The organism is Carboxylicivirga linearis (assembly GCF_018271995.1).
GTDB lineage: Bacteria > Bacteroidota > Bacteroidia > Bacteroidales > Marinilabiliaceae > Carboxylicivirga > Carboxylicivirga linearis.
The window spans coordinates 1-22,385 of the sequence record NZ_JAGUCO010000038.1 but is presented as its reverse complement, the minus strand read 5'-3'; the positions used below and the strand labels follow the sequence as shown (position 1 = coordinate 22,385).

Here is a 22,385-nt window from a genome sequence, read left to right as displayed (position 1 = left end):
ATTAACGATACCTTTCATGTACTCAATACCACAGCAGAATTTATCGGCAAGTATGGAAAAGATAAGCTAAAGGAGAATATTAAACAGAGCCAGGTACATTTGTTACATTTCTTCTATCTGCCCTATGGGAAAGCTCTTAAAATTGGTAGTTCTGATGGTGGTAATCCATTCAAAGAAAACTCAAAATATGTGAAGCCGATAAAAGGCAACGATTGGAACTTTGGAAAATGGGCAACCTCAATGAGTAGTGTTTATCCCGGTAATGCCGAATTATTGATTGCTTATTACATTTCAACCGTTTTTAGTGACCTTATCTACAAAGCCAATTTCGGGTACTTCCCTTTATTGTTTCTGTTTGGAAAACGCCAATCAGGTAAGAGTACCGCAGCCCGAAGCATCATGTATATGTTTGGTAAGCCACCAATGGAAGACGGTATCAACCTTGCATCAGGGAGTACAAGTACAGGTATGCAGCGTAGTATGGATTCTACGACTAACCATCCGTTTTGGGGTAACGAGTATAAGAATAGCATTCACAAGAATACCATTGAAGCGTTAAAAGGTATTGCCGACCGTAACGGAAAATTGACAGGTGTAAAATCGGGTGGTAATGAAACACGTATTGCCAAGCCCAGGGGTTCGGGTATAATTAGCGGTCAGGATTTACCTACTCAAGACCCTGCTTTATGTAGCCGTAGTTTATTGGGCGAATTTGATGATACCAATCGAGGGAACTATTCCGATTTAAAATCATTCAAAGCAGCCGAGGAAAGTTTACAGTTTACCAATATTACATGCTCCGTTTTTGATTTTCGGTATTTGGTTGAAGAACATTACTCAAAAGAGGAACCGGGGGTAAGTTCAGAGGTTATGGATGAACTTACCCAAGAGTATGGTAATGTTGACCGAAGGACGATACTCAATATTTCATCGGTACTTACACCAATGAAAATTCTTATGGAGCATTCCGAATTGGAGTTTCCATTTGATTATCAAACAGCAAAACAAGCTTTGATTCGCTCTGCAAAACTTACCATATCCGTACAGCATCAGAGTGATGAAGTAGAGCAATACTTTCATGTGCTGCAATCATTGGTTAACCTGTACAAACTTAACGAGGATGTACATTACAAGATTGTGGTTGGAGAAAACAACAGCAAACAACTTTACCTGAGAGTTGGCTCGATACACGGACTGTACAGGGAACAGGCACGGAAAGAAGGATTGACCACACTTGACCAGGCTGTTATTGGTGAGTACCTGAAGAAACACCGCTCATTTATAGAACATCGCAGGAAAAATGTGCTGTTTGGTAAAAGCCGGACAAGTGCCTACATACTTAATTATGACATGCTCAAAGACCAGGGCATTGAATTAGAAAGGATAACCTTATAAAATACAAAACTATGCAGTTTTACTTTAGCTATGGTATTAAAGCAAAAACCGTCCTCATTTCCTCAATCTTTATGAGGATAGATATTAATAGATTGATATTTAATACTATATATTTTTTTACTCTAAAAATAAGTGAGGACGGGTGAGGGATGAACGAGGGATAAATGAGGGACGAGTGAGGGAAAAACGGCTCTCGTCCCTCACCCGTCCTCATTGTCCTCATTTTATTTTGTTGATAATAAGAGATATAACTAAAAAGTGAGGGATGAGGACGGTTTTATAAAATTACCATAGCCCACAGAAAAGCATTTAAAAAAAATCAAAATAGCATTAATTAAAAATATTTGAATCGAATGAAAAAGAACGATAACGTACAGAAAAACAATAACATTCACGATAATTTCTTTAAAAGTCTTTTTTCAGTAAAAGAGAATCTTGCCGATTTACTTCACGGCTCTTTGCCTAAAGATGTTTTGCAAGGGCTTAAAATTGAAAGTATGGAGTACGACCCAACCGAATATGTGGACCAGGAACTTGCACCGTATTTTAAAGATATTTCATGCAATATGCTGTTTGGTCATACAGATATTAAAGTCTCCTTGCTGTACGAACACAAAAGTTATCCCGATAAAAACATACACCTACAATTGTTACGGTATATTTTGAATGTATGGGAGAACCAGGTAGCCAATAAACAAAAGCTCACGCCTGTTATTACAATGGTATTCTATCACGGCAAACGTAAATGGAATGATTCGGGGTTTGTTCAGGTTCCGGAGGTGCTTAAACGCTTTGTGCCTTTATTTGATTATGCCCTCTTCGATACAAAAGATATTGAAGACCATGCTATTATCCGTCACTTTAAGCGACCAAGTGTAAAAGTAGCCGTATGGTTTATGAAGCGTAGCGATAATCTTATTGGCTTTATCAAGAATAACCCTGATTTGGCACGAGAAATGTTCAGTCAGCTAAAGGAAATTGACCAAACTATTTTCCAAAAAATAGCGTTATATTTGTATAAAGTTTCTGGTTTAGAACCGGATAAAATAGATGAGATTATGGAAACAATTTCACCACAAGTTAAAGATGCTTTTGCAGAAGCTGCCAACGAACTTAAATACTTAGGTAAGAAAGAAGTTGTAGTAAAAATGATTGCAAAAGGTTATTCGGATAATGAAATATCTGAAATAACAGATATTGCCATTGAGGATATTCAAAAGATTCGGACAAACAACTCTCATTAAGAGACATTAATCTAAGATATAGCCCGGTATCAGTTTTGGTATCGGGTTTTTTATTGCCTTATTTTTCCATTTATTACCTTTTGAATATTACTTTTGTATAAATAATAACAGTAAAACTGAAAATTTGATATAAACAAAGAAGGAAGCGAACATATAATCTTAAAACATTAAGACTTAATCTCTTAACAATCGAAAATCGCCAAATTTCAATTGCAGTAAAGAGAGTAGGTACGGGCGTGGTCTGTACTACTTTACTGCGTGGGTGTTTGGCGATACCTCGATTGTTGGTGGTTTCAGTGCCACGCTCCTTTTTAATACAATTCAGAATGAAAGATTTATATGTTTGGTTACAAAGTGAGGTAAATGAATCGCTAGAGTTATTGGATAATGAAATCATAAAAGACGGAGCTGATGAAATTGTTTTTTCGTCAAGTAAGGAGTTCCTGAAAAAAAGCAAAGATGTATTGAATAGAATGGTTGAATTGTTATCTGAATACGACTTGGATATAATGAAGCTGATAAATTTGATTGCCAAACTAAAGACCGAGGGTAATGATGCCGATGAAGATGCCATCCTTCAATCTATGATTCTGAAAATGTTGGAAACAAGCTCCCTGGAAACCAAATCTCGCTAAATTTTTCTATCTTTATATAGCTAATTGTCAAGGGTATAATGTTTTAAATTATGCCCAATATATATTCCAATTCATTAAAAATGAGCCTCCTATCGGGGCTTTTCGTGTTTATAGCCGTTTGTGGTTTTACTATTTATTGCGTTATTCTTTGTTTTATTCTCTGCAATACGCTGGTAATATGGTGGTATTCTCATAGTATTACCTACTTTTTTCAAAAGCAGTCTCTTTTTTCCTCAAAATATCTCAAAACAGCCTCCAAAATCCCTCATACTTCGGCAAGTTGGCAACAATTATTTGGAAGCTTGATAAATCATTTAAAAAGCCCTCTTCATTTTTCTCAATATTCAAAAAAGCGTTTAAAATATTGTCTTAAAGTCCTCAAAAGCAGTCTGTATAAGCCAAAAAGTATTCAAAAGACCTCAAAAGCAGTTGAGATATACTCTACAAGGCTACTATTCTCAATATTTCAGGTGCGTTATGGCTCATTTTTTAACCCAAATCCAACCCTATGATAGTACGCAGAACCATTTTAAAACAGGATTTGGTAAAGAAACTTTACCCGGATAGTATTTCCATTAAGTCGGCTATGCAGCAGCTCCGTAACGAAATTGACATTTGCCCGGTACTCAAGCAACGGATTGAACAGGCAGGAAATACAAAACGCCATTATTACACCATACAACAGCTCCTTTTAATCCTGGAACATTTTTGTATTACACTTGAAGAATTTGAACAGCTATGAACTATTTCCTAGGCATAAACGATATTGAACAAGCCAAACTACGTTACAGAAAATTAGCAAAGCAACTGCACCCCGACAAGGGCGGAACTGCCTTTGACTTTCAGGAAATGCAAGCCGAATACAAAGAATTTTTGTTGCGTTTGCAGCAAGAACAAAAGGTTGTTACTCCCTCTCGCAAAAACAAATCAGCAGAAAATGAATTGATAAACGAATTGGGTAGGCTTGCCAAAGTTCTGATTAAAAAACAAGTGCCACAGGAATACTTACGACAGAAAATGCAAACAACGGATTCCCCTTTAAAAAAAGGTCTGTTTGCGAATATTGTGAATTTATTAGATAGTCTTCAATAAGATTTTTATTACCCCTAAAAAAAGCTTTCGCATTTTATATATAATTTCAACTGAGGTTCAACTGGTTTGTTGAAGTTTTTTTATATATTTGACAGAATGTGACAAGTCAAAAATACAGCAATGAATATACTTGGCAAGAGATTAAGAGAATTGAGAGAGGAAAAAGGATTATTGTTAAGGCAGATTGCAGCCGATTTAGAGGTTGATACTGCTTTAATGAGTAAGCTTGAAAGAGGTGAACGGAGAGCACAACGCGAACACATAACTCAATTAGCCTCAATATTAAATGTTCAAGAAAAAGAATTGGTGATTTTATGGTTAGCAGATAAAATTAAAGATGTAGTGCGAAATGAGCCTTTAGGGCTTGAAGCATTAAGATTTGTTGAACAAGATATTACACAAAAATAATGGCAAAGAAGAACGGAAACGGAGCAAACGAATCGCTCGAAAAGAAGTTGTGGGCTACCGCAGATAAATTGCGTAAAAATATTGATGCAGCCGAATACAAACATGTTGTGCTTGGCTTAATCTTTTTAAAGTATATATCTGATGCGTTTGAAGAGCATTATGCAAAGCTTGTAGCCGGAGAGGGTGAATATGCGGGAGCTGACCCCGAAGATAAAGATGAATACGGAGCTGAAAATGTATTTTTTGTGCCGGAGAATGCTCGTTGGGCTTACATTCAATCACAGGCTAAGATGCCTAACATTGGTAAGCTGATTGATGATGCAATGGACTTGATTGAAGCTGACAATGCTACCCTTAAAGGCATACTGCCTAAAACTTTTGGACGCTCTAACCTGGACCCTCAAACCTTGGGTGGTTTGATTGATACCATTGGTACAATTGCTTTGGGTGATGAGAAAGCAAAATCTCAGGACGTATTAGGTCGGGTTTATGAATATTTCTTAGGTCAGTTTGCATTGGCAGAAGGTCAAAAGGGAGGTCAATTCTACACACCTGAGAGTATTGTAAAGCTTTTGGTTGAAATGTTAGAGCCATACAAAGGACGTGTTTACGACCCTTGTTGTGGTTCCGGTGGAATGTTTGTTCAGAGTGAGAAGTTTATTGAAAGCCACCAGGGGCGTTTGGATGATATTTCTGTATATGGGCAGGAAAGCAATCAGACTACTTATCGTCTATGCCGAATGAACTTGGCTATACGTGGTATTGACGGCTCAAATATTAAATGGAATACAGAAGGTTCGTTCCTGAATAATGCACATAAAGATTTAAAAGCTGATTATATTATAGCTAATCCTCCGTTTAATGTGAGTGATTGGAGCGGTGAATTATTACGTGATGATGCACGTTGGCAGTATGGAGTACCACCAACAAGTAATGCCAACTTTGGTTGGGTGCAACACTTCTTGTATCACCTAAAACCCGATGGCGGACATGCAGGATTTGTTTTGGCAAATGGCTCGTTAAGCTCAAATACAGGTGGTGAAGGCGATATACGCAGGAAGTTAGTGGAAAACGATTTGGTAGAGTGCATTGTAATGTTGCCTAAAGCCTTATTCTTTAACACTGGTATTCCTGCTTGTTTATGGTTCTTGCGTAGAGGCAAACAGCAACGTAATGGTGAAACGCTCTTTATTGATGCTTCTGAGTTGGGTGTTATGATTAACCGCAAAAATCGGGTATTAGAAGAGGAAGATGTTTGTAAGGTTGCAGATGTATATCACAATTGGTTAAAGCAAAGTGAAGAATACGAAGATGTAAAAGGCTTCTGCAAATCAGCTACCATTGAAGATATACAAAAACACAAGTTTGTGTTAACTCCCGGACGTTATGTAGGTATTCCCGATGAAGAAGATGATGGTATTCCATTTCAGGAAAAAGTAGATACACTTACGACTAGATTACGTGAACAAATGAACAAAGCTCAAGAGCTTGACCAGGAAATTATAACACAATTGGCTAAAGTTGGGATTGAATTATGAGTGAGTGGCAAACAAAAACATTGGGAGAAATAACTGATTGGTTTTCGGGTGGCACACCTTCAAAACAAAATGAATCGTATTGGAATGGAGATATACCCTGGATTAGTGCTAGAACCTTAAAAGGGACAAGAGTATCCGATTCTGAATTAAAAATAACAGAAGAAGGACTTAGCAATGGTTCAAGACTAGCTCAAAAAGGTGATTTGCTTTTATTAGTCCGTGGTAGTGGTTTATTTAATTCTATACCAATTTCTATTGTTGAAAAACCTGTTTCATTCAACCAGGACATTAAAGCAATCAGAATTAAAAAAGAGTATGACTATATCTCGCCTTGGTTCTTGTTATACTGGTTACATGGTAATACAAGGATTCTTTACGGAATTATGGAAGAAACAGGCATTGGGGCTGGTAAATTTGATTTAGGATTATTAAAAGATTTAACTATTGAACTTCCTCCGGAGGAAGAATTGAAGGAGATTACTCAAACATTTAAGTCTATTGACGATAAAATTGTATTACTTACTCAACAAAACCAAAACTTAGAAGAACTGGCTCAAACCATTTTTAAACGTTGGTTTGTGGAGTTTGAATTTCCGAATGAAAATGGTGAGCCTTATAAGAGTTCTGGTGGTCTTATGGTTGAGAGTGAGTTGGGTGAGATTCCTGATGGGTGGCGACTAGGTAGTGTAGGTGAGTTATCGAATCTTAAATCAGGTTATGCTTTTAAAAGTAATGACTTTGTAGATGACAGTAGTATTAAAGCAATAAAAATAAAAGACCTAAAAGGAAATGGTATAGTTGAGATTGCAGATGCATCAAGTGTATCAGAGCAAGTTGCAACTATTGAAAGGGTTAAGTATTTTAAGTTAGATAAAGGTGACATAGTGCTGGCAATGTCTGGTAATACAACAGGAAAGATTGGGGTAATACCTCCTCATGAAAATGAGCTTTATCTAAATCAACGTGTAGGAAAATTATTTTTAAAGAAATCATCGCATAAAAGCTTCTTGTACAACTTTTTAATGTCTGGCAATTACGAAGAAAGAATTCTTTCTATGGGATATGGTTCTGCTCAGCCTAATATCAACCCTAACCAAATTGAATCAATTGAAATACTTATTCCAAGCAAAGATGTATTAACTGATTACATTAATATTTCAGAACCCATTTACAATAAGGTATTAGTAAATAATGAAGAAATTCAAGCTCTTACACAATTACGAAATACCTTGTTACCAAAGTTAATGAGTGGAGAGTTGAGAGTTAAAAATTAAGATATAGATTATGCAAGTTAAATTTCTTAAAGCCGGAAAGGGGGATGCAATTCTTGTAAAAAGCAGGGGGAAAAACATGCTGATTGATGGCGGTGATGACACTACATATCTTTTTAAAGAGTTAGATGAGATATTTAATAATAATGAGTGTATCGACACCCTTGTAATTACACATCATGACTCAGACCACATAAAAGGCATAATTGGCTTTCTAGTTGAACTTAAGAAAAAACGCTTTGGAGTGCCAAAAGATTTTGTAAAACAAGTCTACTTTAATTCTCCTCGGATTATAAAGGGCACATCAATTCCTACAGAATCAAAATACCTTTCTTATCAACAGGCTTCGGAAATTGAAATACTTATAAACTTTTTGGGATTGAAGTGGGATACTATTCTACTAGATACTTCTCCAATAATTCAATTAGGTGATGTTAAATTTACATGTCTTTCTCCTACAGAAGATATTGTTGATGGATATGCGAATAATAGTGGAGCTTTTCTTTCTGCGGACGAAGGTTCGGATTGGAATAAAAGTTTAACTGACCTCGAAAGACATGTTATGGATAAAAGTCTCGATACCCGAATGCCCAATCAGAGCAGTATTGTATTACAATTAGAATACAATAAAAAAAGGAGTTTATTAACTGGAGATGTAACACCCAGAAGATTAGAATCTATCTTATCAAAACTATATGAAGAAAATGATAATAAATTAATACCATTTGATTTTATTAAACTCCCTCACCATGGTAGTCATAGGAATATTACGAAAGACATTATTTCTAAAATAAGCTGTAATAAATATGTGATATGCACTGATGGAAATAATCACTTTCTTCCTGACAAAAAGACTTTGCTTAAAGTAATAAAATATCAGGAAGTTAAAGGAAATAAGGTTTCATTCTTATTTAATTATTCAGAGACATTAGAAAAGCTGCGGATAACCGACATTGAAAAAAGAAAATACAACATTGTTCTTGAACCAAATAACTCAACAAATGGATACAGTTTACCAGCAATATAAGAAATGTGGGGTGAAAGTAAAGATTGACGTAGGAGGTTCTGAGCGTTGGTCTTCCGGGTTCTTATATGCTACTTCGCCCAAAAGTCAATATAATTACGTTATCACAGCAAAACATACATTTAAGCATAGTAGTGATGATAATGAAGTATATATTGAGGATATAGATTTTATTGAAATACAATGTTATAAACAAACAGAATTTACCCATTACGATTATATCCCTAAAAAAGAAGTTGCTGATAAGATAATACTATTTGAAAGTGATTTAGTAATTATATTAGTTCGTAAGAATTCGAATTTTGAAATTCCGTATATTCAAGTATCAGATATTGTTTCAGGGAATTGTAAGGCATGGGCAATAACAAATGCCAACAACAATAGATTGTTTCCGCTTGATTTTAAAGTAAGTGACTCTGAAGAAAAACTATATACAATTGAAAAATGGGACAACTCAAAACAACTACACGGTTGCTCTGGTTCTGGGATAATATCAGAAGATAGGCCAATATTAAATGGCTTTATTATGAAATATCCAACTGAAGAATTTCAAGGTGGTTTTATAGATGCTGTTGATATTTCTTTTGAGCAAATAAATAACAAGCTCTATAATCAGAAGCTAGAAGTCCTATCTACAATAGACAATAAGAAAAAACGTAATGTGGGAAATCAATTAGTCGTAGACATTAATGATGTTACGATTAATGGTGTTAAATTGGATTTACAACTTGCCAGAAACAGAGTTATTAGTGATACATATGATGATTGGTTTCACGACCCACTCAATTTTATAGATTTATCACATGAAGATTTTCTATTTGAATATTTCAGAGATTCTTTTAATAAAGAGTATAAAGTTTCAGAAGCAGAGGTTTTCTATTTGCCCAAAAAGTCCTTTACATTAAGAAAGGCTATGGTTATACCTTATGCAGATAGAATTTTTTATTCTGCATTAATCGAAGTCATTGGTAAACGTATGGATAACGCTCTTTCTCCATATGTTTTTTCAGCCAGATACAATAAACAAAAGCATAATGGTCTAATAATTTCCGGAGTTGAGCAATGGAAAAAAATGCAATACTTATTAAAAGACTATTCCCTTAAATATAAATATGTTATTGAAATTGATATTCTGAATTTCTATGATAACATTGACATTGAACTTTTAGGAAAGAAAATCTCAGCTGTTTGCCAAACTCACAATGAGAGGAAAGCTTCAAAAGAATTAGTAAAAGTTTTAAAAAAATTTGCAGACAATAAATCTAATGGCATTCCTCAAAACAATGACGTATCTTCTTTATTAGCGACTTTCTATTTGAATCAGGTTGATGCATATATGAGACATCATGTTCCAGCATATGTTAGATTCATGGATGATATACGAATTTTCTGTAACGATAAGTTTGAAGCAAGAAGATATTTAACATTAATTGAAAAGGAACTTAGAAGACTAAACCTTTCACTTAATGGGCAAAAAACTAAAATTATAAACCTTAACCCTAGATTAAAGAAGGAAAAGGAAGCGATAGCTGACTCATATCGTAAAGCTTTTGATTTAGATAAAAGTAAACTATCAAGATTTTCCAAATCTCGTAATGTCAGCATAATTAATGAAGCTTTTCATCTAGCGATAAAGGTTCTATTAGAAAATGTTAAAGAAAATCCTACTGGGGGTAATTCTAATGAACGAAAATTAAATCAGGCAATCACTACAATAAGACGGTGCGTTTCTAAAGGTGTTAATTTGGAGAAAGAGAATAATATTACTCAATTTATCGAAGAAGCTGGCATCTTAATGAAAGAACGCCCATGGATTACTCCCCAAGTCTGCACTATGATTGGAGTTCTTGATAAAAAATATATATCGAGAAAGTTTTGGTCTGAGGCAATTGAAATAGTATTGGACGCAAGATTTAATATTTATCCATGGCAAGGTTATCATCTTTGGTTATTGTTAGCCAAACATAAAATAGATGATGTGAATTTGAGAAAATATGCTAGTAATTACCTTGACTCTAATGATGAAACGTCAAGACCCATAATTGCGGCTATGATGATATACATGGGTACAATTGATAGTGATTATCGACGAGTTATTCTTAGAAAATACAATGAGGGTTTTACCCATGGTAACTTTCAGGATAGAATAGCATTAATTGTTTTAAGGGCAATAGAATCCACAGAGGTGTCATTTAATAATGACAAAATAAAGGCTATACATGAAAGTTTGAATTGTTTCAAAGACAAAGATTTGGTCTATATCCCTGGTGAAAAAGATGATATTGATGTTGATTTAGAGTTATTACAAATCTATTCATTATGAGAGAGTTTGTCGTTTTTTACATATATAATAAATGGTATTACCATAATATTTCAGAAAACAAAAACGGTGTTGCAACCAACCTAGTTTATAATAAAATCTTTAATTCTAATGACATATATTATTGTACTCAGGTCTCTGAATTTATTAAACAATACAGTGAATTTTCTACTGCTCAATTACCCATACTAATTGACATAGAATCTTATTCAAAGCAGTTTATTCAAAAATCCAAACCTTTAGAAAATCAAGATAAATGGAATTTATTTAAACTTCTTAAAGAAAGACAACTACTGCCAAATGGATTTCAAATAGCTGAAGATAATATATTTGAATATATCCAAAAAGTTTCTGAGTTTATACTAGAAATATCAGAGAATACAGCTTTCCTTGAAAAAGAAAGATTTGAAAATGTTGAGATTCCTGTTAATAGAATTATATATGAACGTCAACGGGAAGGAATTGCTGTTGATGTCGAATCTGCTAAAGAAAAAATAGAATATTTAGAAGAAACTGTTTTTAATACTAAAATTAAGCTTCAACTAGATTTCAAGATTTTTTCTCCTGAAAAAAAAGAGGTTCAACTAAATTGGCTTGAAAGAAATGGTATAGGAATTACAGGTTCAATTGAGCGTACATTTAAAAATTATAGCAAGTTAAATGAAGGGTGTAAATTATTCTATGATTTAATTAGAAACCAGAAAGACCTTGATAGCTTCTTAGATATTTTAGCTCGTAGAGGAGGTAATTCTCGTACATTTCCAAGTTTTCATGGATTTGGGACAATTACTTCAAGAATAACGTTAAGGGAACCTGCTCTACAAAACATTAGAAGAAATAATCGTGGAATTATCAAGCCAGATGAAGATTGTACTTTTTTATATATTGATTATTCACAATTTGAAGCTGGCATTCTTGCCTCTATAAGTAATGATGATAAACTATGTAAACTTTATGATTCGGATATATATAGTGATATGATTTCAAATATAGGTGGTACAATAGAAACAAGAGATGATGCAAAAATTGAGTTTTACAAATTTATGTATGGTGCTTCCAATCTATTGCCAGCTGTAAATAGATATTTTTCAAAGTTTAAGAAATTAAAGGCATATAAAAAGAAAATTGAAAAAGAAGCCGCGGAGAATAAGATTATTGGTACTGAAATGGGGAACTATAGAAATGTCAAAGGGAATATCGAAATTTCATTAAGTCATGTAATTCAAGCAACAGCTTCATTAATATTTAAAAAAGCAATTATAAAAGTCAATAAAGAAATCCCGGAGGCTCAGTTTGTTTTGCCGATGCATGATGCAGCATTATATCAAGTTAACAACAAATATGATTTTGAAGAAATAACAAATAAAGTGAAAGCTATTTTTATTCATGAGTTTGCAGAGCAATGTTCAGGGATAACACCTAGAGTAAATGATAGTGAGTTTTATTCTTAAAATTAAGATACAGAAGTTATGTTTTTATTTTTCGATACAGAAACAACAGGATTACCAAAAAATTGGAAAGCTCCGGTTACAGATTTGAATAACTGGCCAAGAATGGTTCAAATTGCATGGATATTGTGTGACACAAAAGGAAATCGCATTGAAGCCAATGATTATATAATAAAGCCCAATGGTTTTATTATTCCTAAAGACGCATCGAATGTACATAGAATTACTACAGATAGAGCTAATAAAGAAGGTGCAGAGTTAGAGGATGTTCTATGTAAATTTAATTCCCTTGTAGATGAAGCAACATACATAGTTGCTCACAATATTAGCTTTGATGAAAAAATTATTGGAGCTGAATTCTTGAGAAAAAAAATCAAAACAAACTTTTCAGGGAGGAAGAAGCTATGTACGATGCAAGCTTCAACGAATTTTTGCAGAATACCTGGTCCCTATGGATTCAAATGGCCAAAGTTGTCAGAATTACATCAAAAACTTTTTGGAGCTGATTTTGAGGAAGCTCATGATGCATCAGCAGATATTAATGCAACCGAAAAATGCTTTTGGGAAATGAGACGATTGGGGTTGATTTAATGAGAAAAATGAATACCACTTAGCATGAAAATAACTGAAAACGATATAGAACTTTGGGCAATTGAGGAATTGGAGAGCCTTGGTTGGAAATATATTCATGGTGCTGTTATTGCACCTGATGGTGAAGAACCGGAAAGAAATTCTTTTAGTGATGTAATTTTAAAAGGTCGCTTACAAGAAGCTATTGCCCAAAACAATCCTGAAATACCTTTTGAAGCCCAGCAAGAGGCATTAAAAAACATCGAGCGAATTGTTTCTCCGGAACTCATGGTCAATAATCAGAACTTCCATGAACTATTAACAGAAGGAGTTCCTGTTGAGTATCGTAAAGATGGCATTCAGCGTGGCGACCGGGTTCAGTTGGTCAATTTTAGTAATCCAAAGCAAAACGATTTCTTGGTGGTTAATCAGTTTACCATCATTGAGAATAACAATAACAAACGTCCCGACCTGATTCTGTTTGTGAATGGTTTGCCCTTGGTCATATTTGAATTAAAAAATGCAGTTGATGAAAATGCAACTTTGCATTCAGCATTTAAACAGATTCAAACCTATAAAGACACCATACCAAGTCTGTTTACATTCAATACTTTTTGTGTACTATCAGACGGTGCAGATGCAAAAGCAGGTTCATTATCGGCTGGTTATTCTCGTTATTTAGCATGGAAAACAAGTGATGGCATTCAGGAAGCATCTACTCTAACAAGCCAGTTAGAGGTTCTTATTAAAGGTTTAACCAATCCTGAAACCTTATTAGACTACATACGTCACTTTATTGTTTTTGAAGAAGACAAACATATTGATGCCTTAGGTATAGCATTCATAAAAACTATAAAAAAAGTTGCTGCCTATCATCAATACTATGCAGTAAATAAAGCCATTGAATCTGTAAAAAAAGCCTCGGCTGATAATGGCGACAGAAAAGGTGGTGTGGTTTGGCATACTCAAGGTAGTGGTAAGTCTCTCTCGATGGTATTTTTTAGTGGTAAATTGGTTTTACAGCTTAATAATCCAACCATCTTGGTTATTACAGACCGTAACGATTTAGACGACCAACTGTTTGATACTTTTGGTTCATCGAAGCAATTGTTGCGTCAAGTTCCAATCCAGGCAGAAAGCAGAGAGCATTTAAAAGAGTTGCTAAAAGTAGCCTCCGGAGGAATTGTATTTGCTACCATACAAAAATTCCAACCCGAAGATGGCTCTAATGTGTACGAGCAACTTTCTGACCGTACTAATATTGTAGTGGTTGCTGACGAAGCCCACCGAACACAATACGGTTTTAAACCAAAAACTATTGATGTAAAAGACGATAATGGTAATGTAATTGGTCAGCGTTTGGTTTATGGTTTTGCCAAGTATATGCGTGATGCTTTGCCCAATGCAACCTATTTAGGATTTACAGGAACTCCTGTTGAATCTACTGATGCAAATACCCCTGCCGTTTTTGGTAACTATGTTGATATTTACGATATAGCACAAGCCGTTGAAGATGGTGCTACCGTTCCTATTTACTACGAAAGCCGTTTGGTAAAAATCAATCTTTCAGAAGAAGGAAAACAGCTTATCGAGGAGCTTGATGAAGAATTGGCGAAGGATGAATTAACGGAAACCCAAAAAGCAAAAGCCAAGTGGACTAAGGTTGAAGCTATTATTGGTAGTGAAGCTCGATTAAAAAAGGTAGCTGAAGACATTGTTTTTCACTATGAGGAACGCACCAATAGCGGTATTGAAGGTAAAGCAATGATTGTTACAATGAGCCGACAAATAGCTGCTGACTTGTATAAGGAAATCATTAAAATACGTCCACATTGGCATGATGATGATTTGGATAAAGGTGTGCTAAAAGTAGTGATGACTGCTTCTTCTTCCGATGGTCCAGAGCTAATGAAACATCATACATCAAAAGACCAACGAAGAGCATTAGCCGACCGAATGAAAGATACCTCTGACCCGATGAAATTGGTAATTGTTCGGGATATGTGGTTGACCGGATTTGATGCGCCAAGTATGCACACTTTATATATCGACAAACCAATGAAAGGTCATAACCTGATGCAAGCAATAGCAAGGGTTAACCGTGTATATAAAGATAAGCCGGGTGGTTTGGTGGTTGATTATTTTGGTATTGCCTCCGATTTAAAAAAGGCACTATCCTTTTATTCCGATAGCGGTGGAAAAGGCGACCCGGCAGAGGCACAGGAAAAGGCGGTTCAGTTAATGTTGGAAAAGCTGGAAGTTGTTTCTCAAATGTTCTCAGAAAATCCTAGTGTACAACATGCTGATTACGCAATGGCAGCAGAACCTAAAGTGCCTTACGGAGATGGCTTTGCTTATGAGAATTATTTTGATGCTCCAATTAAAGAGAAGTTGGAGATAATAATTTCTGCGGTTGAGCATGTGCTTAGTTTGGATGATGGAAAAAACAGATATGTAAGAGAAGTAACTGCTCTTTCAAAAGCCTTTGCTATTGCCTTACCTCACGATGAAGCTATGGATGCCAAAGACGAGATTGCATTCTTTCAGGCAGTCAAAGCCCGAATTCAAAAGCTTGATATGGGTGAAGTTTCAGGTGGAAAAACCGATTACGAAATTGAAACCGCAATTAAACAAGTTATTGATGAAGCCATAGTTTCTGAACAGGTAGTAGATATTTTTGATGCAGCAGGAATTAAAAAGCCCGAATTATCAGTATTGGATGATGATTTTCTTGAGGAAATGAAAGACATGAAGCATAAAAACCTTGCTTTGGAAGTCCTCAAAAAACTACTCAACGATGAAATAAAGGTAAGAGCCAAACACAATATAGTTCAGAGCCGTACCCTAATGGAGATGCTAGAATCATCCATTAAACGCTACCAAAACAACTTAATCTCCGCTGCCGAAATCATTCAGGAAATGATTGAACTGGCAAAAGAGATAAAGGAAGCTGATAGACGTGGCGAAAAAATGGGATTATCAAAAGATGAGCTTGCTTTTTACGATGCTGTATCATCAAACGAAAGTGCCAAAGATATGCTTGGTGATGAAGTTCTTCTAAAACTTGCAAGGGTACTTGTTGAACGTGTTAAAGCCAATGCCACAATAGACTGGACTGTAAAAGAATCTGTAAAAAAGAAGCTGAAAGTAATTGTAAAAAGAACGCTTCGCCAATATGGTTATCCACCGGATTTACAAAAGTTGGCAACAGAAACAGTATTAAGCCAGGCAGAAGCATTGGCGGATTTTTGGAATTAGTAATTAAAAATAAATGCGAAATAGAATTTGGACAGAATTAACTCAAGCAAAGCATAATACAGAATTTGCTACCCTGTATTCTGATAGGCAAAGGGTTGTTTTGAGAATGTTTAATATTGGAGTATTGGCATTTTCATCAGCTGGCATTATGGGGTGGAAAGTATGGGAACATCTACCAATAGTAGCATGTGCAATTATTGCTGCTATCTCATTACTGAGGCTTTTGCAACCTCAGATTATTATGAATGAAAAACAGCTTAAGAACTTAGATGATATCCATAGGTTTTATGCAGACTATTTTAATGAAATAGAAAAACTATGGTTTGATTATGAATCAAATAGATTATCGGAGGAGCAAGCTACAGAACGCTTCTTTGAGTTAAAAAAACAAGAAACCGATATAAATCCATTAATTGCAGAAACCATTAGAAGTAAACCTAAAGGTATTGTTAGTAGATGTAAACTACATTCAGATAATTATTTTAAACAAGTTTTTAATATTTAAATTATGGCAAAAAAAGAATCTTCAAGACCACAAAGTGTGCCACAAGGCAGACCTAAAAATAATCCAGGAGGAAGACCTGAACCAAAGAATAACAGTATGCCTCGCTATCAGGCTCCACCACCACCGCCACCAAAGAAAAGAGATTAGTACTGTTAGGGAACAACTATCCAATAATTGTTGAATATTTATAGAAAGGTGTTCCATTCTAAAGGAAATTTGAAGTTATAGTCATAAAAGTACTGTATCAAACTATCCGCTTGATTTGTAAAAAATAGTCAATATATAAACTATCAATTATGCCTACATGTAAGTTATGTAACAAAAGAGATGCTAATAAAACTGGTTCTCATTTAATTTCTGATTTTATTTTACGCTCAATGCTAGTAGAAGGTAATCCAAGTAGACGTTCTGATAGGATAATAAGTAATCGAATTGAGACCTTAGGTACTGATTTATTTGTAGGCAGGGATGTTAATCAAGAAAAGGTTAATGAATTACTTGATAGGGATTTGTCTGATGAAGATTTAGCTAATAATATCAATCATTATACTGTTGACAATTTACTTTGTACTGTATGTGAAGATAGATTATCATATTTGGAAACAATTTTTAAAACAGATATTTATGACAAACTTGATGCTTTGCCAATTCAAGACAACAAAATTGTCCTTGATTCAGAAGTGACATGTGTCTTTAAGTTATTTTGGTTATCAGTAATATGGCGTTGCTCCATTGCAAATTTCGGAACATTTAAGATTGATAATAAATCAGAAAACAGGATTCGAAAAATTATTAATGATTCATTGGGAGAAAGTATCGAGGAAACCAGAAAATTAATACAAGAAAATTGCCCTCAAATTAATTCAGAAACAATAGGAGTATTATATGTTAAGGAAGTCGATGACTACCTTAAGAACTTAGTTTTTTGCAGTCCATTTTTAAAAATGCCTTATGTGTTAGTAATTAATGATTTTTACATTTTCTTCTATTCAAAATCTGGACATGTTAACGCAATGAATCAAACGATGTTCAAGTTAGATAATGAATTTAAAAAGGATAATTATATCAATAAAAAAAACTGTAAAAGTATACAAATAGGAGTTGTCAAGGCTGAGAAGTTCAAAGAATCAAGGGATTACATTTATGGATTAAAGGCTAAAGATTTGCTTGATAAAGCTGTAGCACTTCATAATGATACATTTAATTTAGCAACAGGTACTAAACCGACAGGTAAAGTCATTGGCAATTTTGTGGATGCTTTGGTAAATGAGGAAGGTGTAAATATGCATGATAGATATAAGGAAGACAGAATTTTAAGAAAAATTAAAGAGAATATAGTAAATACAATAGCAAAATAGATATTTTGAAATGTATAGCTTGATTACTAAAAGAGGAATTAAGTTGTTTTACGGAAGGATCGTTAAAGATATATCTGACTCAACCTGATGAAATCCAAGTTGTCAACACACGGATAACATGAAAAAAATATGAAAATACTAAAAATTTCAGTAGCCAATTATAGGAATCTAAATAATGTACAAATACATTTCGACCCCATTTGTAATTTCATTGTAGGTGAAAATAATCTAGGTAAGTCAAATACTCTGAACTTGATTAATACGGTATTTACTCGTCGAGCGTTTTGGGTGGATGATTTCACAGACAAAACTTTACCAATACATGTTGAGCTGAGTTTACAACTTGCAGATGAAGAAATTGGGCATTTTGAGGATTTATTTGACCTAGAAGATTACTCAAAAATCAATATTGTTTGTATACAAACTTCACCAGATGATAATCTTGAGTTTTATCATAAAGAAACTGAAACTTATATTGCTCCTTCATTAATTAAATGTTTGAATTTTATTTTTTACGATTCGCTGAGAAATCCTATCGCTGAAATCAATTTTGATAAAGGACGAGGTGTAGGGAGGTTTCTTACAAACATTGTAAAAGGATATTTGACTGAAAAAGAGTTAAATACTGAAAACCTAATAGATGGAGCAGAAATTGAAGGTTTAATATCTGACTTAAATTCAAAACTCTATAAGATTAAAGCTTTTAAAGATTATGATGTTTCTGCTAGTATCGAAAATGAAATTGAACACCTTATACCTAAATTAATATCTCTTAAAGACTACAAAGGTGATACCTTATCAAAAAGTGGATATGGTGTTCAATTTTTATTATTAGTTACACTTTCAATTTTAGATAAACTACAAACTATAACAGAGCAAAGAGGTGAAAGAGGAGTATTTGAGAATGAAGAATCAGGAGAAAAAGCAATCTCGTTAGTACTTGGACTGGATGAACCTGAAATTCATCTACACCCATACATGCAACGTTCATTAGTTAAATACCTGAATCGAGTTATTAATAATGAAAATGAAGATTTTGCTTTGTTAGTTAAAGAGCTGTTCGGGATAGATAAATTTATCGGACAAGTTATTATTGCAACCCACTCTCCTAATATTATTTTAAATGATTATAAACAGATAGTAAGATTATTAAAAGAGGAGGAAGATATTAAAATAATATCTGGTAGTAATATTCATTTAGACGAACAATTAAACAAACATTTATTCCTTCATTTTCCGTTTATTAAAGAAGCATTCTTTTCTAGATGTGCAATATTTGTAGAAGGTGATTCGGAATTTGGCAGTTTTCCATTTTTTGGTGACAAACTTGATATTGATTTCGATGATTTGGGAATCACTGTAATTCAAGCAGGAGGCGATTCTGTTAAACAACTTATACAAATTGCTGAAAAATTTGGGATTCCATGTATTGGAATTAATGATAGTGATGGAGATAATAGCCCGTCAGGACTTGATAACCTTTTAAAAACAAATGAATATGATTTTGAAGCAGAGTTAATGTTTTTAATTGACAATGAAAAAGAATCCGTTTTAGAAGGGATTGTTTGTGAATATGACTCTTTAAAAATAGAACGAGAACTTGATGCAAAAGCTATAAATAAAAGAGCTTTCAAAAAATATAGTTTTCTCTCCTCTGCAATTGATACAAAATTAAAACTATCAGAGATTGAAAAAACAGACATCGTCAATTTAAAAGCTTTCTATTCAACATGGTTTGCAATAAACAAATCACAAACGTTAGGACGATTAATTGGTTTAAAATTAGAAAAAGATGAAATTCCTGAAATCTATAAGAAATTGATTATTCAGGCAAAAAACAAGTGCTAATGGAAAGTTCTGTATTGGAAATAATAAAAGCACGGATACACGAAAAGCATCAAGGTGATGAGAAACAACTTGACGTTATTTTTTCACCTGAAAAAAGAATTCTCGTTGAAGCTCCTGCTGGATATGGGAAAACTCATACGATGGTAAGTCGTATTGCATATTTGATTGCAAGTAATGAAATACCTTCTCCTAAAAGGCTTTTGGCTCTAACATTTAGTGTGAATGCCGCTTATAAAATTAAAAAAGATGTTAGTAAAAATATTCCTGTTTTACTTGATGGTATTGGAAAAGAAATCAAAATAAAAGACAAGACCTATGTGTCAAATTACCATGGATTTTGTCGCAAAATATTAAAGAAATATGGGCAAAAGCTTCATCCCAGTTTATTAAACTTGGATACATTACAATCAATTGATGACAGCGACACAAGCAACCTAATGCAATTTTTTAAAAGCCTTTCTCTTGAAGATGCTGAACTATTGTCTGAATTTAATATTTCTGTTAAAGACATTAAAGGTAAAAAGCTTAGTGAAAAAATTGAAAGATATAATGAAATAGTAATTTCTGAATTATTACCCAAGGGGGCAATTCCGTTTAATGCTATAATAACTTTAACAATCAAGCTATTTAAGGATTTTCCAAATATTCTTTCGTTCTATCAGAATTATTATACAACATTACTTATAGACGAATTTCAAGATACGAACATTTTAAGCTATTGGTTATTACATTATTTAATAATTGATAAGACAAATGTTATTTTTCTTGGAGATTCTCTTCAACGAATATATGGTTTTATTGGGGCAATTCCGAACTTGTTAAAACATGCAAAGGATAAATTTAAGCTTAAGGTTATTGCACTTGATAAAAATTATCGTTTTGAATCAAATTCCAATATGCTTCAACTAGATAAAATAATTAGGCAAAATGCATTAACTCCATTTGCTAACCCTGACTCTTTAAAATCAGAAGTTGAGTTTGCTATTTACGATGAGCAGAGCACCGAAGCTTTAGAAGTTGTAAAAAAAACATTAGTCACTTTACAAAATGACCAAGAGTCAAACTTAGCTATACTCGTGAAACAAAGAGGGCCTAATGTTGATTTGATAATTGAAACGTTTAAACATAATAAGATTCCATTTTTCTATGGTCTGTTTACTGACGAAGATGCTAACTATATAAACTTTAATCGTAAGTGTTTATATGAATTTATTGAACTGATTAAAGACAGGAAAAGAATTACCAAAAAGTTAGGAAAAGCACATACTAAGAAAATAAGAGAAATCTTTTCAGACGATAATACAGCATTGATTCAAGCAATGTTCGAATTATTAGATGTTTTCTGGTTACGTCTATTTATTGACTACTCCTTTCTTACTGATGAAGACAGGATAAATCTGGTAAAAGATACATTTGAACATAATGGATTGAAACAGTTTATGGAATTTCTGGATTCTAAAATTGTTATCTCGACCGTACATGCTGCAAAGGGACTTGAGTGGGACTATGTTATTCTGCCTGATATGGAGCAGGATTTATTTCCAAATTGGTTTGGCTTATGTGGTAAATGTAAAAACAGCCTGGATTGTAATATTCTTGTTAATAAGGACAATGAGAATAAGTTTCTGGAAGAATTGAGTGTTTTTTATGTAGCTGTCACACGAGCAAGAAAAAAAGTGTCTTTTAGTGCTAGTGAACTCCAACTGACGAAATATAATCCTAAGAAAAAAAATATAAGTTGTTTTATGAAATTGCCAGGAATGGAGTTATCGCCAGAAATGTAACGTTCGAGCCTATTCACTAGTTAATTAATATTTCTATAACACACTGATAATGGAACATGAACATACTATAAATAGTCGGCACTCCACCGGCTTTTTTTGTACCATTCAACAAAAAAATAACCAATTCCAACCAACAACAGTAAAACCTATCCAAATACAGCCAATCTCCCACCATAAGCCTACTATATGTTTGTTTCCATTATGGAAGCAAGCACAAAGAAAATATTAGGCACATTAGCAGCAGTAGCAGCCGTTGGCGGTGGTTTCTACCTGATTAAAAAAGGCAAAAAGCTTCTTGCCGGGGCAAAAATGAACTTTGCCCTTTTAGGATTCCGCATCCACAAGATGAACTTACAGGAAGTTCAGTTTGCCGTAAAGCTTCGTTGCTACAATCCCACAAAAGCCCCCATCACACTAGCCGTTAACCAGGTTGTTGCAAATTACAAAGGTTCGGCAGTCGCTTATTCTACCCCCGATATTAAAGGTCTTACCATTGGTGCAGGAAAAACACAAGAGCCTGAAATCGTTTTTCAAGTGCCATACCTGAACCTAATGGGTAAAGGTCTTACTCTTTCCGTGCTTTCCAATACACAGCAGCTTAAAGCTGATATGACTTTCACCATGACCATCAGCGTTAATGGCGAAACTCTTACTACCACGCAATCATTATCAGAGGACGAAAATATG

19 protein-coding genes are annotated in these 22,385 nt (G+C 34.1%); all 19 read left to right on the top strand.

Going from position 1 to position 22,385, the window contains the following annotated elements; translation table 11 throughout:
- Positions 1-1,395 (top strand): hypothetical protein (locus KEM10_RS22625; RefSeq protein WP_212220228.1); only part of this gene is annotated, 1,395 nt, incomplete at its 5' end.
- Positions 1,396-1,748: 353 nt separating this feature from the next.
- Positions 1,749-2,639 carry an Rpn family recombination-promoting nuclease/putative transposase gene (locus KEM10_RS22620; protein ID WP_212220226.1) on the top strand — a complete coding sequence of 297 codons (891 nt, stop codon included), beginning with the start codon at positions 1,749-1,751 and terminating at the stop codon, positions 2,637-2,639.
- 326 nt (positions 2,640-2,965) lie between these two features.
- Complete coding sequence (locus KEM10_RS22615) at positions 2,966-3,274, top strand: hypothetical protein (RefSeq protein ID WP_212220222.1); 309 nt, start codon at positions 2,966-2,968, stop codon at positions 3,272-3,274.
- A 508-nt stretch (positions 3,275-3,782) separates the two neighbouring features.
- The gene (locus KEM10_RS22610) at positions 3,783-4,016 is read left to right on the top strand and encodes a DUF4248 domain-containing protein (protein ID WP_212220219.1); all 234 of its coding nucleotides are present in this window, start codon (positions 3,783-3,785) and stop codon (positions 4,014-4,016) included.
- Positions 4,013-4,366 carry a J domain-containing protein gene (locus KEM10_RS22605; protein ID WP_212220216.1) on the top strand — a complete coding sequence of 118 codons (354 nt, stop codon included), beginning with the start codon at positions 4,013-4,015 and terminating at the stop codon, positions 4,364-4,366. The genes KEM10_RS22610 and KEM10_RS22605 overlap by 4 nt, the downstream gene beginning before the upstream one ends.
- Positions 4,367-4,486: 120 nt before the next feature.
- On the top strand, positions 4,487-4,774 hold the full coding sequence (locus KEM10_RS22600; RefSeq protein WP_212220214.1) for a helix-turn-helix domain-containing protein: 288 nt from the start codon (positions 4,487-4,489) through the stop codon (positions 4,772-4,774).
- Complete coding sequence (locus KEM10_RS22595) at positions 4,774-6,312, top strand: class I SAM-dependent DNA methyltransferase (RefSeq protein ID WP_212220212.1); 1,539 nt, start codon at positions 4,774-4,776, stop codon at positions 6,310-6,312. Before KEM10_RS22600 ends, KEM10_RS22595 begins: the two co-directional genes overlap by 1 nt.
- A complete protein-coding gene (locus tag KEM10_RS22590; protein WP_212220209.1) occupies positions 6,309-7,586 on the top strand; it encodes a restriction endonuclease subunit S in 1,278 nt (425 codons plus the stop codon). Before KEM10_RS22595 ends, KEM10_RS22590 begins: the two co-directional genes overlap by 4 nt.
- A 10-nt stretch (positions 7,587-7,596) precedes the next feature.
- Positions 7,597-8,610, top strand: a complete 1,014-nt coding sequence (locus KEM10_RS22585) for a ComEC/Rec2 family competence protein (protein WP_212220204.1) — start codon at positions 7,597-7,599, stop codon at positions 8,608-8,610.
- On the top strand, positions 8,585-10,930 hold the full coding sequence (locus KEM10_RS22580; protein ID WP_212220201.1) for an RNA-directed DNA polymerase: 2,346 nt from the start codon (positions 8,585-8,587) through the stop codon (positions 10,928-10,930). Before KEM10_RS22585 ends, KEM10_RS22580 begins: the two co-directional genes overlap by 26 nt.
- Positions 10,927-12,378 (top strand): DNA polymerase, encoded by a 1,452-nt coding sequence (locus KEM10_RS22575; protein WP_212220198.1) that lies wholly within the window; start codon positions 10,927-10,929, stop codon positions 12,376-12,378. Before KEM10_RS22580 ends, KEM10_RS22575 begins: the two co-directional genes overlap by 4 nt.
- Positions 12,379-12,396: 18 nt before the next feature.
- Positions 12,397-12,966 (top strand): 3'-5' exonuclease, encoded by a 570-nt coding sequence (locus KEM10_RS22570; protein ID WP_212220194.1) that lies wholly within the window; start codon positions 12,397-12,399, stop codon positions 12,964-12,966.
- A gap of 24 nt (positions 12,967-12,990) precedes the next feature.
- A complete protein-coding gene (locus KEM10_RS22565) occupies positions 12,991-16,203 on the top strand; it encodes a type I restriction endonuclease subunit R (protein ID WP_212220191.1) in 3,213 nt (1,070 codons plus the stop codon).
- A gap of 13 nt (positions 16,204-16,216) precedes the next feature.
- Entirely contained in the window at positions 16,217-16,708 is a 492-nt protein-coding gene (locus KEM10_RS22560) for a hypothetical protein (protein ID WP_212220189.1), read from the top strand.
- A gap of 3 nt (positions 16,709-16,711) precedes the next feature.
- Positions 16,712-16,855, top strand: a complete 144-nt coding sequence (locus KEM10_RS22555; RefSeq protein ID WP_212220187.1) for a hypothetical protein — start codon at positions 16,712-16,714, stop codon at positions 16,853-16,855.
- A gap of 149 nt (positions 16,856-17,004) precedes the next feature.
- Positions 17,005-18,066, top strand: coding sequence for a hypothetical protein (locus KEM10_RS22550; RefSeq protein WP_212220184.1), 1,062 nt, complete (start codon positions 17,005-17,007; stop codon positions 18,064-18,066).
- 129 nt (positions 18,067-18,195) lie between these two features.
- Complete coding sequence (locus tag KEM10_RS22545) at positions 18,196-19,914, top strand: ATP-dependent nuclease (protein WP_212220180.1); 1,719 nt, start codon at positions 18,196-18,198, stop codon at positions 19,912-19,914.
- The gene (locus KEM10_RS22540) at positions 19,914-21,698 is read left to right on the top strand and encodes a UvrD-helicase domain-containing protein (RefSeq protein ID WP_212220177.1); all 1,785 of its coding nucleotides are present in this window, start codon (positions 19,914-19,916) and stop codon (positions 21,696-21,698) included. Before KEM10_RS22545 ends, KEM10_RS22540 begins: the two co-directional genes overlap by 1 nt.
- A gap of 201 nt (positions 21,699-21,899) precedes the next feature.
- On the top strand, positions 21,900-22,385 hold a 486-nt coding region (locus KEM10_RS22535), incomplete at its 3' end, for a hypothetical protein (RefSeq protein ID WP_212220176.1).